The 12,813-nt window shown below is 42.0% G+C and carries 11 protein-coding genes; 10 read left to right on the forward strand and 1 reads right to left on the reverse strand.

Translation table 11 applies throughout. The features are described 5' to 3' along the window. Genes ACTQX6_RS10635 through pyrF form a run of 6 tightly spaced genes read left to right on the forward strand, consistent with a single transcriptional unit; the run spans position 1 to position 7,883 of the window. Positions 1-1,269, forward strand: coding sequence for a dihydroorotase (locus ACTQX6_RS10635; RefSeq protein ID WP_195223017.1), 1,269 nt, complete (start codon positions 1-3; stop codon positions 1,267-1,269). Positions 1,270-1,274: 5 nt separating this feature from the next. Further along, a complete protein-coding gene (carA, locus tag ACTQX6_RS10640; protein WP_294688395.1) occupies positions 1,275-2,354 on the forward strand; it encodes a glutamine-hydrolyzing carbamoyl-phosphate synthase small subunit in 1,080 nt (359 codons plus the stop codon). Next, positions 2,347-5,553 (forward strand): carbamoyl-phosphate synthase large subunit, encoded by a 3,207-nt coding sequence (gene carB, locus ACTQX6_RS10645; RefSeq protein ID WP_195223015.1) that lies wholly within the window; start codon positions 2,347-2,349, stop codon positions 5,551-5,553. Before carA ends, carB begins: the two co-directional genes overlap by 8 nt. A 2-nt stretch (positions 5,554-5,555) precedes the next feature. Beyond that, complete coding sequence (locus ACTQX6_RS10650; protein ID WP_195223014.1) at positions 5,556-6,281, forward strand: dihydroorotate dehydrogenase electron transfer subunit; 726 nt, start codon at positions 5,556-5,558, stop codon at positions 6,279-6,281. Beyond that, positions 6,281-7,195 carry a dihydroorotate dehydrogenase gene (locus tag ACTQX6_RS10655; RefSeq protein WP_272007717.1) on the forward strand — a complete coding sequence of 305 codons (915 nt, stop codon included), beginning with the start codon at positions 6,281-6,283 and terminating at the stop codon, positions 7,193-7,195. Before ACTQX6_RS10650 ends, ACTQX6_RS10655 begins: the two co-directional genes overlap by 1 nt. Then, entirely contained in the window at positions 7,188-7,883 is a 696-nt protein-coding gene (pyrF, locus tag ACTQX6_RS10660; protein ID WP_117447290.1) for an orotidine-5'-phosphate decarboxylase, read from the forward strand. The genes ACTQX6_RS10655 and pyrF overlap by 8 nt, the downstream gene beginning before the upstream one ends. A 58-nt stretch (positions 7,884-7,941) precedes the next feature. Here pyrF and gdhA read toward each other — a convergent pair whose 3' ends face one another. Then, positions 7,942-9,273 (reverse strand): NADP-specific glutamate dehydrogenase, encoded by a 1,332-nt coding sequence (gdhA, locus tag ACTQX6_RS10665; protein ID WP_168965209.1) that lies wholly within the window; start codon positions 9,271-9,273, stop codon positions 7,942-7,944. Positions 9,274-9,616: 343 nt separating this feature from the next. Here gdhA and ACTQX6_RS10670 point away from each other — a divergent pair, with 343 nt between their 5' ends. From ACTQX6_RS10670 to rpiB, 4 genes are all read left to right on the forward strand, one after another. Next, positions 9,617-10,141, forward strand: a complete 525-nt coding sequence (locus ACTQX6_RS10670; protein WP_168965208.1) for a nitroreductase family protein — start codon at positions 9,617-9,619, stop codon at positions 10,139-10,141. A gap of 74 nt (positions 10,142-10,215) precedes the next feature. After that, positions 10,216-10,608 (forward strand): hypothetical protein, encoded by a 393-nt coding sequence (locus tag ACTQX6_RS10675; protein WP_195223011.1) that lies wholly within the window; start codon positions 10,216-10,218, stop codon positions 10,606-10,608. Between the two features lie 8 nt (positions 10,609-10,616). After that, positions 10,617-12,074 carry an alpha-amylase gene (locus tag ACTQX6_RS10680; protein ID WP_294688387.1) on the forward strand — a complete coding sequence of 486 codons (1,458 nt, stop codon included), beginning with the start codon at positions 10,617-10,619 and terminating at the stop codon, positions 12,072-12,074. Continuing rightward, the gene (gene rpiB / locus ACTQX6_RS10685) at positions 12,071-12,511 is read left to right on the forward strand and encodes a ribose 5-phosphate isomerase B (protein WP_294688385.1); all 441 of its coding nucleotides are present in this window, start codon (positions 12,071-12,073) and stop codon (positions 12,509-12,511) included. Before ACTQX6_RS10680 ends, rpiB begins: the two co-directional genes overlap by 4 nt. The last annotated feature ends 302 nt before the right edge of the window (positions 12,512-12,813 follow it).

Consider the following 12,813-nt stretch of genomic DNA (forward strand, 5'->3'; position numbering starts at 1 on the left):
ATGCGACTGATAAAAAATGGAAATGTGCTGACACCGCAGGGGATTGTCAAAAAAGATATTTTATTTGATGAACAAGAAATTATAAAGATCGAAGAGAATATTCAGGCCGATGCTGAAATTATCGATGCTTCTGGATTAACGGTCATTCCGGGTTTGGTGGATGTGCACGTGCATTTGCGAGAACCTGGCTATACACAAAAAGAAACGATTCATACCGGAACATTGGCGGCCGCCCATGGTGGCTTTACTACGATTTTCTGTATGCCTAATGTCATCCCGTATCCGGATGATGTACAAACGATTCAGATGTATGTTGAAAAAATCAATCAGGATGCCGTTGTGCATGTGCACCCATACGCCTGTATCACCAAAGAAGAGGCCAGCAAAGAAGTCGTTGATATGAAGGATATCAAAGAACGATTTGGCATTCGCTGGTTTAGTGATGATGGCGTTGGTGTTTCTACTGCGGAAGTTATGGCTCAGGCGATGGAAACGGCCAGAGGAAATGATTGTATGATCGTGGCACATACCGAAGATATGTCTTATCGAAAACCGGGGGCCTGCGTACATGACAGTGAAGTCAATCGCCAAAAAGGGTGGTTGGGTATCCCAAGTGCCTGTGAAAGTGCACAGTTGATTCGCGATCTGCAACTGTCTCAACAGATCGGCAATGCGTATCATGCCTGTCATATCAGTGCTAAAGAAAGCGTGGAAGCTTTAAAAGAATATAAAGAAAAGGGAGCCGATGTGACAGGGGAAGTTACAGCGCATCACTTGTTGTTGGAAGATCAGGATGTGCAGGGAACAAACTGGAAGATGAATCCGCCTTTACGCTCCCATGAAGATCGTATGGCTTTGATCGAAGGATTAGAAAATGGATCGCTGGATATGATTGCCAATGATCATGCACCGCATACAAAAGAGGAAAAAGATCGCCCAATGGATAAAGCGCCATTCGGTATTGTTTCGTTAGAAACCAGTTTTCCTTTATTATATACGGAGTTTGTGAAAAAACAGAAGCGCTGGACATTGGCACAGCTGGTGAACTGGATGTCCGGTGCACCGGCCAAGCGCTTTGGCTTGGAAAAGATCGGAGCCATTGAGGTCGGTTATCGTCCGGATCTGGTTTTAGTGGATCTGGAACATGAAAGTGTGATCGATGCATCGCAATTTCTGTCAAAAGGGAAAAATACACCGTTTGATGGCTGGAAAGTATATGGCGCCATCAGGGAAACAATTGTCGGTTCTAAAACGGTGTGGAAAGGATAGAGTATATGGAAAGATTACTGATTTTAGAAGATGGCAGTTGCTATCGTGGGACTGCCTTTGGAAGTGACAACTTTCAAATTGGAGAATTGGTCTTCAATACTTCCATGACAGGGTATCAGGAAATTCTGACGGACAATTCCTATTGTGGACAGATCGTCATGATGACATACCCGTTGATTGGAAACTATGGAGTCAACCGTGATGATAACGAAAGTATCGTACCGGCTGTGTTTGGCTTTGTCGTTAAGGATTATTGTGATGAACCAAACAACTGGCGAAGCCAGGAAACACTGGATACATATTTGAGACGTGAAAATATTCCGGGTATTTACGGTATCGATACACGTGCGATTACGCGTAAGCTGCGCGATAAAGGAACGATGCGTGCTACTTTGGCAAATGTGGATGCCGATGTGGATGCGATTGTAAAAACGTTACAGAAAACCGATTATCTGCATGATCAGGTCAAACGTGTCAGCTCACAGAAGATCTTTCCGATCCCAAATCGTGGCAAAAAGGTCGTACTGATGGACTTTGGGGCCAAGCTTGGTATTGTCCGGGAACTATCCAAACGTGGCTGTGATCTGATCGTTGTACCATATGATACACCGGCGGATGTGATCATGGGCTTTCATCCGGACGGGGTAATGTTGTCAAATGGTCCAGGGAACCCGGAGGATGTACAGGTGGCCATCGATACCATTCAAAAATTGATTCCGCAAACGGTTGTATTTGGAATCTGTTTAGGACATCAGCTGATTTCTTTAGCATGTGGAGCTAAAACGTATAAGTTAAAATTCGGTCATCGTGGAGCCAATCATCCGGTGATGGATCTAAAAACAGGAAAGGTAGAGATTACCAGCCAGAACCATGGCTTTGCGGTTGATATCGATTCTTTGAAAAACACGCGTCTGGAGATGACACATCAGGCGTTAAATGATAAGAGCTGTGAAGGAGTACGTCATAAAGACTATCCTTGTTTCAGTGTGCAGTTCCATCCGGAAGCCAGTGCCGGGCCGTTAGATTCTGGACATTTATTCGATGATTTCATGGAACTGATGGAAAAGGAGGATCACTATGCCTAAACGTCAGGATATACATAAGATACTTGTGATCGGTTCGGGGCCGATCGTTATCGGACAGGCAGCCGAATTTGATTATGCCGGAAGTCAGGCATGCCAGTCACTTCGTGAAGAAGGGTATGAAGTTATTTTGATCAACTCTAACCCGGCTACGATCATGACCGATACAACCATTGCCGACCGTGTTTATATAGAACCGATTACTTTGGATTTTGCCAAACGTGTCATTTATAAAGAAAGACCGGATGCGATTTTGGGATCTCTGGGAGGACAGACAGGTTTGAACCTGGTTGTCGATCTGCATAATGATGGTATTTTGGATGAATGTGGTGTAGAAATTCTGGGAACCGATCTGCATGCGATCAACCGTGCCGAAGACCGCGAATTATTCCGTGCTTTGATGCAGGAAATCAAAGAGCCGGTACCGGAAAGTGCCATCGTGCATACCGTTGATCTGGCCGTAGAGTTCTGTAATACGCATGGCTATCCGGTTGTTGTGCGCCCGGCTTATACCTTAGGGGGAACCGGTGGCGGTTTTGCGGATAATGAAGAAGAATTACGCGAGATTTGTGAAGCCGGATTGAAGATTTCACCGGTTGGACAATGTTTGATCGAACAAAGCATCGCCGGTTATAAAGAAATCGAATACGAAGTTATGCGTGATGCCAACGATAATGCTATCGTCGTTTGTAACATGGAAAACATCGATCCAGTGGGTATCCATACCGGGGATAGTATCGTTGTGGCTCCGGTGCAGACCTTGACCGATCGTGAAAATCAGATGTTGCGAAGTGCTTCTTTAAAGATCATTCGCGCTTTAAAGATCTGTGGTGGCTGTAATGTACAGCTGGCTTTAGATCCAGAAAGCTTTAAATATTATGTCATTGAGGTCAACCCTCGTGTATCTCGTTCATCAGCTTTGGCCAGTAAGGCAACGGGGTATCCGATTGCCAAGATTTCAGCCAAACTGGCGGTTGGCTTGACCTTGGACGAGATCTTAAACCCGATCACAAAGACAAGCTATGCCTGCTTTGAACCGGCCATTGACTACATTGTCACAAAATTCCCTCGTTTCCCATTTGATAAATTCCCAAGTGCAGATCGTCATTTAGGAACGCAGATGAAGGCAACCGGGGAAATCATGTCGATTGGCCGTACCTTTGAAGAATCATTCTTAAAAGCTGTGCGTTCCCTGGAAATGAAGGTCGATCATATTTATAAGGCTGAATTTGCTTCCATGGATCAGATGCAGCTGTTAGAAAAGATCAAAAACAGCGATGATGAGCGTATCTTTGCGATTGCCCAATGGTTACGTAATGGATTTGATATGTCCATCATCTTAAAAGAAACCAAGATGGATTCGTTCTTTATTCATCACATCAAACGCATCATTGATTTAGAACAGGAAATGATGGCGCATGTAAAGGATGTGGAAACCTTAAAGGTTTTAAAGAAAAACGGATTCTCCGATAGCTATATTGCGAAAAACTGGGATATGAGTGAAAAGGAAGTCTATGATCTGCGTAAGACTAATGGAATTTTCCCGGTTTACAAGATGGTCGATACTTGTGCCGGTGAGTTTACCAGTGCGACACCTTACTTCTATTCCAGCTATGAAGAAGAAAATGAATCGATCTGTTCAGATCGCAAAAAAATCCTTGTTTTAGGGTCTGGGCCGATCCGTATCGGACAAGGTGTTGAATTTGACTATGCGACCGTACATTGTGTGGAAACATTGCGTGAAGCAGGGTTTGAAGCCATCATCATCAACAACAACCCGGAAACTGTATCCACGGATTTCTCTATCAGTGATAAGCTGTATTTTGAGCCATTGACAACGGAAGATGTCATGCATGTCATCGAACTGGAAAAACCATTAGGGGTAATCGTACAGTTTGGTGGACAGACCGCCATTAACTTAGCGGATTCTTTAGTGCAACACGGTGTTAAGATTTTAGGTACCTCTTTGGAAGACATTGATTGTGCCGAGGATCGTCATGAATTTGAAGCGATGTTACGAAAACTAGATATTCCACAACCACAGGGAGAAACCGCCGTTACGGTGGAAGAAGCTTTGGTCATTGCACAGAAGATCGGTTATCCGGTATTGGTTCGTCCAAGCTATGTCTTAGGTGGACGTGCGATGGAAATCGTACATAATGATGATGAATTAAAGGTCTATATGGCCACAGCTGTTAAGGAAATCAGCCATGATGCACCGATTCTGGTTGATAAATATATCGTTGGAAAAGAATTGGAAATCGATGCGATTGCCGATGGTGAAAACGTATTTATTCCAGGTGTCATGGAACACATTGAACGTGCCGGTGTGCACTCCGGAGACTCCATCAGTGTCTATCCGACACAGATCATTTCCGAGAAAGTCAAAGAAACGATCATCGACTATGGAATTCGCATTGGAAAAGGGTTCCATTTCATCGGTTTGTACAACATTCAGTTTATCGTTGATAAGGATGAAAATGTGTATGTCTTAGAGGTCAATCCAAGATCCAGCCGTACGGTGCCATTCCTTTCAAAGATCACGGGTATTCAGATGTCCAATATCGCAACGAAGGCCATTTTAGGACACTCCATTGTTGAGCAGGGCTATACACCGGGCTATCATCCGGATGACAAGCATCATGTCTTTGTCAAAGCACCGGTATTCTCCTTTGCGAAGCTGCGCCATGTCGATACGGTATTAGGCCCGGAAATGAAATCAACCGGAGAAGCATTAGGATCGGATGTAAATCTGGAAAAAGCATTATATAAGGCTTTGGTAGCCAGTGGTATTTCGGTTCCGATGCATGGAAATGTGCTGTTGACGATTGCCGATGAAGATAAAAGCGAGGCCTTGAAACTGGCTAAACGCTTTGCGGATATCGGTTATGGAATCTATGCGACCAAAGGAACTGCTAAGCTGTTAGAAGAAAACGGATTGTTTGTACATCATGCCAATAAGATCGAAGAAGGTGGCGACAACAGCGTTGTGGAGATCATTCGCCATGGACGTGTCAACTTTGTGATCAATACGATGAGCAATAAGACTAATTCCACCAGCAAGGATGGTTTCCTAATTCGCCGTGTGGCCGCAGAGAACAATATTTCATGTATGACATCCTTAGATACAGCTGAAGCTTTAACACGTGTACTGGAGGCTTTATCCTTCTCTATGATCAGTATGAATGAGATGGGGAAATAAGCATGAAACAGGAAGTTGCCAAGATTCTTTCGAATATAGAAATTGCTAAAGATATATGGAAAATGGAACTGCAGACCGGTTTAGCCAAGATGGCAAAACCGGGGCAGTTTATTGAAATCGAGGTACCCCCGTTCTTTTTAAGACGACCGATTTCTATCAATGAAATCAAGGATGATTCGCTTGTCATCATCTACAAGATTTTAGGCGAGGGGACTTTACAGATGACCAAGATGCACGATACGATCGATATCTTTGGACCCTGCGGAAATGGTTTTCCTATCGAAAATAAAGATGTTTTATTGGTCGGTGGAGGCGTTGGTGTACCTCCGCTGTATGAGACTGCCAAACAATATTTAAAAAACGGGCATCAGGTTGATGTTGTGTTAGGTTTCAATGATCAAAGTCAGATTTTCTTTGAACAGGAGTTTAAAGAATTAGGCTGTAAGGTACAGATTGCGACCATGGATGGCAGCGTTGGTACAAAAGGAACGGTACTGGATGCGATTCATGAACAGAAAATAAGCACTAGTTTTGTGTTAGCCTGTGGGCCTTTACCGATGTTAAAGGCGCTGCAGAAGGAATATGCAGAAGGCTATCTGTCGTTAGAGGCCAGAATGGCCTGTGGTATCGGTGCCTGCATGGGTTGTGTCGTTAAAGATACCAGTGATCATGCTTTACGTGTATGTAAGGATGGTCCTGTCTTTCCGATTCAGGAGGTCGTGCTATGATTGATTTAAAAGTAGAACTGCCCGGACTGCATTTAAAAAATCCGGTGATCCCGGCCAGCGGATGCTTTGGGTTTGGTAAAGAATATGCTGAGTTATATGATCTTTCTTTGTTGGGAGGAATTGCGATCAAAAGCGCAACTCCAAAAGAACGCTTTGGAAATCCGACACCGCGTATTGCGGAAACACCTTCGGGTATGTTGAATGCGATCGGACTTCAAAATAAAGGCGTTGATTCGATCATCGAAAATGAGCTTCCTTTTTTGGCACAGTATGATACAGAAATCATCGCCAATGTAGCCGGAGCCACTGAAGAAGATTATGTCGAAGTCATTCGTAAGCTGAATGATCAACCGGTCGTAAAAGCGTATGAATTGAATATCTCCTGTCCCAATGTAAAACATGGAGGTATTGGGCTGGGAACCAAACCGGAGTTGGCAGCCCATGTCACAAAGATGGCCAAGAAAGCAGCTTCAAAGCCAGTGTATGTCAAGCTTTCACCAAATGTGACGGATATTGTGGAAATCGCAAAAGCTGTAGAACAGGCTGGTGCGGATGGTTTAGTGCTGATCAATACATTGATGGGAATGCGCATCGATTTAAAGACAGGCAAGCCGCTATTAGCCAATGTGACTGGTGGACTGTCCGGACCGGCGATCAAACCGGTTGCCATTCGTATGGTCTATCAGGTTGCTCAAGCCGTTCAAATTCCGATTATCGGTGTGGGTGGTATTACAAGCGCCAATGATGTATTGGAGTTTTTGAATGCCGGGGCCAGTGCGGTGGAAGTCGGTGCCCAGAATTTTGTGGATCCTTATGTATGTCCAAAGATCATCGAGGATCTTCCAAAAGTGTTGGAACGATATGGTTATGCTTCTGTTAAAGAAGCGATTGGAAGGAGTTTTAGAGATGAGTAAAACGATCGTTGCACTGGATTTTTCCAGTAAACAAGAAGTGATTGATTTTTTAAAACAATTTGATGAACCGGTATATGTAAAGATCGGTATGGAATTGACCTATGCCTGCGGCCTTGAAATGGTACAGATTGTCAAAGAAATGGGCCACCATATCTTTTTGGATCTAAAGCTGCATGATATTCCAAATACGGTCAAAGGTGGTATGAAAAACTTGGCTAAGCTGGGTGTTGATATTGTCAATGTGCATTGTGCCGGCGGTATCGCAATGATGAAAGCAGCCATCGATGGCCTAAATGAAGGGGCTGTGGATGGTAAACGCCCTTTATGTATCGGTGTCACTCAGTTGACAAGTACATCAAAAGAAGCCATGAACGAAGAATTAGGAATTCCGGGTGAAGTCATGGATTGCGTAATTCATTATGCGAAAAATGCCAAAGAAGCTGGTTTAGATGGTGTTGTTTGCTCCGTACATGAAGCAAAAGCTATTCATGAAGCTTGCGGAAATGACTTTTTGACTGTGACACCGGGCATTCGTTTAGCGGATGACTCAAAAGATGATCAAAAACGTGTAGCGACACCAGCCTATGCCAAAGAGCAGGGATGTGACTATATCGTAGTTGGACGTTCGATCACAAAGAGTGCTGATCCGGTAGAAACATATCATAAAATTGAAGAGATGATGAAATAAGCCGACAAAACGTCGGCTTTTTTAATGTATAAGAAAAGAGAAGATCGCTCTTCTCTTTTTAGACAGTTCCCTGTGCTTTCATAGCTTCGGCTACTTTTAAGAAACCGGCAATGTTGGCACCGACAACATATTCTTTCTCGTGACCGTATTCTTTTGCGGTATCACGGCATGTTTCAAAGATATTTTCCATAATGGCTTCCAGACGTTTATCCACTTCTTCCGCTGTCCAGGACAAGTGCTGTGCATTCTGGCTCATTTCCAGACCGGAGCAGGCAACACCACCGGCATTGCTGGCTTTACCTGGTGCATAGAATACACCATTCTGCATCAGATAGTGAATGGCTTCCGGTGTAGTCGGCATGTTGGCACCTTCACATACTGCAAAGACTTTGTTGGCTACAAGCGCTTTGGCATCTTCTAAATCCAGTTCGTTTTGTGTAGCACATGGCAATGCGATATCACATGGAGTACTCCAAGGACGAGCATTGGCAGTATAAGTAGCGTTTGGATGTGTTTCTACATATTCTTTGATACGTCCACGACGAACTTCCTTAATGTCTTTGACACAAGCTAAATCAATTCCATCCGGATCATAGATGAATCCGTTAGAATCAGACATAGTGACAACTTTAGCACCTAACTGTGTTGCCTTTTCACAAGCATAGATGGCTACGTTTCCACTTCCGGAAAGGGCAACGGTTTTTCCTTCAAAGCTTGTTCCGTTATCTTTCAACAAAGCCTGCGTGAAATAACAAAGTCCGTATCCGGTAGCTTCTGTACGAACTAAAGAGCCTCCAAATGTAAGACCTTTTCCGGTAAGTACACCGCTGAATTCATTTTTTAAACGTTTATACTGTCCAAATAAATAACCGATTTCACGTCCTCCGACACCGATATCACCGGCAGGAACATCGGTGTTAGGTCCGATGTGGCGATATAATTCGCTCATAAAGCTCTGGCAGAAGCGCATAACTTCGGCATCGCTTTTTCCCTTTGGATCAAAATCAGATCCACCTTTACCGCCACCCATTGGCAGTGTTGTTAATGAGTTTTTAAAGATTTGTTCAAATCCTAAGAATTTGATGATACTGATATTTACAGACGGATGGAAACGAAGTCCTCCTTTGTATGGACCTAAAGCGGAATTAAATTCAATTCTGAATCCACGATTGACCTGAGTAACACCATTGTCATCGACCCAAGGTACGCGGAATACGATTTGACGTTCCGGTTCAACGATGCGGGCAAGTACATCATCATCTAATTTTTCCGGATGTACTTGTTCAATGATTTCCAGAGATTCAAATACTTCTTCGACGGCCTGCAGAAATTCACTGTCGCCTGCATTGCGTTGTTTAACGGTTTCATATAGTTTTGTTAAGTCTGACATAATATCCTCCTTTAATGAATGTAGTATATCATAAAATGAAAAAAGTGAATAAAAATTTTCAGAAAAGTTAATGAAAACTTTTTTGATATACAAACAAAAGCGGCATTTTAGGTGCCGCTTTTGCCATTATTATTGTTTTAGGAGAGAGATATATGAAGAGTTTTTTTACTGTGTTCTCTTAACACGCTTATAGTATAGAAAAATCTTTTGGAGAAATTATTTTTAAGTCGTGTGAAAGTATGTGAGATTTTTCAGAAAGCGATTGGGATTATGGGAGATTGTTTTAGAAAAACCAAAATATTATAAAGAGCGTATAATAAATACCAGATTAGGAGGCATATCTATGAAAGAAACAATACAAGATTTAAAATCAAGAAGAAGCTGCCGTGCTTATACGGATCAAAAAATCGAAGAAAATGTTTTAGATCAGATCTTAGAAGCCGGAAGCTATGCACCAAGCGGTATGGGAAAACAATCAGCGGTGATGGTCTGCATCGAAAATAAACAAGTTCGCGATTTGGTTGCCCAGTTAAATGCACAGATCATGAATGCGGATATCGATCCGTTTTATGGTGCCGGTGTTGTTGTAGTGGTATTTGCGGATACGCGTGTTAATACGTATCGAGACGATGGAAATCTGGTTATCGGTAATTTACTAAATGCTGCCCATGCACTGGGCGTTGATTCTTGTTACATCTATCGGGCCAGAGAAGTATTTAAAACACCAAAAGGGAAAGAGCTGATGAAAGAATGGGGACTTTCTGAAGATTATGAAGGCATCGGCAATGTCATTTTGGGATATGGTAAACCGGAAGGGAAAAAGGAAGCAGCTCCTCGTAAAGAAAACTATATTATTAAGGTTCGATAAAGATTAAGTGGAGTGAATCGAATCTTCTTCGTGTTTAAAAGAAAGTGTGTTACCATTACCATTAGGTGATAAATATGAAAGAAAAATTATATCGTTTTTTCGCAGGGCGCTATGGGAATGATTCTCTGAATCAATTTTTATTCTTTTTGGAGATTGTTTTGGTGGTTTTATCCTTATTCATACGTCATTTTGCGTTTACCATTCTTTTCTTTATGGTCTTTTTCTTATATTTTTATCGTACGATGTCTAAAAATATTTATGCAAGACAGGCTGAAAATGCCAAATTTATCGCATTGCGTTCCAAAGGAACACACACTTTAAAGGCAATGCAGAAAAATATGCAGGATAGAAGTTATAAGCACTTTGTATGTCCAAAATGCGCACAGATCATTCGTGTGCCAAAGGGAAAGGGAAGTATCGAGATTACCTGCCCAAACTGTCGTACTCGTTTCGCTAAGAAATCGTAGGAACTTTTATGAAAAATTCAACGATGATCCAATATTTTGAATGGTACTTGCCGGGTGATGGAAAACACTGGGAGCGTGTGCAGAAAGATGCCGCTCATTTGCATCAGATTGGTTTTGATCGCATTTGGCTTCCGCCTGCTTATAAAGGACAGGGTGGCAGTCATGATGTAGGTTATGGTGTTTATGACTTGTACGATTTAGGTGAATTTGATCAAAAAGGAACGATTGCCACAAAATATGGAACAAAGGATGCGTATATACAGGCAATACGAAGCTGTCATGAAAACCACCTGGAAGTGATTGCCGATATCGTCTTTAATCATCGTATGGGTGCGGATCAGACGGAAACGATTCAGGCAAAAGAAATCAATTGGAATGATCGAGATCAATCGATCAGCCCGGAAGAAAACGTTGAAGTATGGACGAAATTTACCTTCCCGGGACGTAAAGGAAAATATTCCGATTTTATTTGGGATTGGTCTTGTTTTACAGGAACGGACTATGATGCCAGGACTAAGCAAACCAAACTTTTGGAGTTCTATTCTAAAAAGTGGTCAGAAAATGTATCGCAGGAACAGGGGAATTTTGACTATATCATGGGTGATGATGTCGATTTTTCGAGTCAAAAGGTTGTAGATGAACTGTATGACTGGACAAGATGGTATAAAAATCTAACAGGAATCGACGGATTTCGATTGGATGCGGTAAAGAGTATAGATTTTGATTTCTTTCCTAAATGGCTTGCGACTATGCGACAAGAATATCAGGATGATCTTTTTGCGGTTGGTGAATATTGGTCTGGAAATCTTGAAGAATTAAAAAAGTATTTGTGTGAAACCTCTTATTGTATGGCTTTGTTTGATGTGCCATTGCATTTTCATCTGTTTGATGCATCAAGTTCGTATGACAGATATGACATGTCAAAAATTTTAGAAGGAACATTGACAAAGATTGCACCACAAAGCGCGGTGGCTTTTGTCGATAATCATGATACACAGCCGGAGCAGGCATTACAGTCCTGGGTACAGGATTGGTTTAAAGTTCATGCTTATGCGCTGATCTTATTAAGAGATGCGTTTTGTCCGTGTGTATTTTATGGGGATTATAAAGGTATTGAGCACGATCAAAAAGGCCAGGTGCCATTTTTAGAAGAAATGGTCTGGATCCGTAGTCATTTGTTAGATGTTGATGAGATGGAGGATCGACTGGATGATTGGCACTGTATTGGCTGGTGTACCAAAGGAGAACATCCGGTGATCGTAGTGATGACAAATGGTTGGGCTTCTGGAAAAAACTTTTCTTTACCTGAGTATAGATCATGCTCGTTTGTAGATATTACACGAAATGATTATAAAATACAGATTGACAAGGATGGTTCAGGAACATTTACTTGTTTGGATGGAAAGTGTAGTATATATATTAAAGAAGAAGATTTTATTTCTATGAAAAAGGAGATGAAAAGATGATTATCGCAATCGCAAATGATCATGGTGCTTACCAGTATAAAAATGAAATCAAAGAAATGCTGGAAAAAGAGGGACATACTGTTATTGACTGTGGAACCAATGATGGGAAAAGTGTGGATTATCCCGATTATGCCAAAGCTTGTGCTGAAAAAGTTGTATCTGGGCAGGCAGAAAGAGGCATAGTATTGTGTGGAACCGGAATCGGTATCAGTATTTCAGCAAATAAAATAAAAGGAATTCGCTGTGCATTGTGTACAGATGTGACAATGGCACGATTGACAAGAGAACATAACGATGCCAATATGCTTGCCATGGGCCAAAGAACGATGGGAATTGAAACTTGTAAAGATGTGGTTCGTACTTTTATCAATACACCATTTTCGCAAGGAGAAAGACATAAAATCCGTATTCAAAAAGTCGCAGAGTTAGAAAAATAAGAAAAGATTTTAAAAAAAGTGGTCTGTTCAAAAAAATAGATCACTTTTTTTACGGAAAATTTGTGCATAAGATAGGTACAGAAATGCGTAATTTATGGACAACCCGACAATGAAACCGATTACAAAGGTGAGAGGAACAAAAAGGACTAAAAAAAGATAAAAAAAGTGAAAAAAGATGTTGACGGGTGGCGGTGGATTTGGTAATATAACTGAGCACGGCGCGGGAAAGCGCTGAGCGAGATCTTTGAAAACTGAACAAGAACAAACCTGAAAGAAAAAGGAAACGTCAATTTCGGTAAAAG

Source organism: Faecalicoccus sp. LCP19S3_E2, assembly GCF_052121255.1.
Lineage (GTDB): Bacteria > Bacillota_I > Bacilli_A > Erysipelotrichales > Erysipelotrichaceae > Faecalicoccus.

Coding starts and splice junctions, on each gene's coding strand:
- ACTQX6_RS10670 (WP_168965208.1), top strand. CDS start 9,617: ATGAAAGAAACAATACAAGATTTAAAATCAAGAAGAAGCTGCCGTGCT.
- pyrF (WP_117447290.1), top strand. CDS start 7,188: ATGAGTAAAACGATCGTTGCACTGGATTTTTCCAGTAAACAAGAAGTG.
- carB (WP_195223015.1), top strand. CDS start 2,347: ATGCCTAAACGTCAGGATATACATAAGATACTTGTGATCGGTTCGGGG.
- ACTQX6_RS10680 (WP_294688387.1), top strand. CDS start 10,617: ATGAAAAATTCAACGATGATCCAATATTTTGAATGGTACTTGCCGGGT.
- ACTQX6_RS10650 (WP_195223014.1), top strand. CDS start 5,556: ATGAAACAGGAAGTTGCCAAGATTCTTTCGAATATAGAAATTGCTAAA.
- ACTQX6_RS10675 (WP_195223011.1), top strand. CDS start 10,216: ATGAAAGAAAAATTATATCGTTTTTTCGCAGGGCGCTATGGGAATGAT.
- gdhA (WP_168965209.1), bottom strand. CDS start 9,273: ATGTCAGACTTAACAAAACTATATGAAACCGTTAAACAACGCAATGCA.
- ACTQX6_RS10635 (WP_195223017.1), top strand. CDS start 1: ATGCGACTGATAAAAAATGGAAATGTGCTGACACCGCAGGGGATTGTC.
- rpiB (WP_294688385.1), top strand. CDS start 12,071: ATGATTATCGCAATCGCAAATGATCATGGTGCTTACCAGTATAAAAAT.
- carA (WP_294688395.1), top strand. CDS start 1,275: ATGGAAAGATTACTGATTTTAGAAGATGGCAGTTGCTATCGTGGGACT.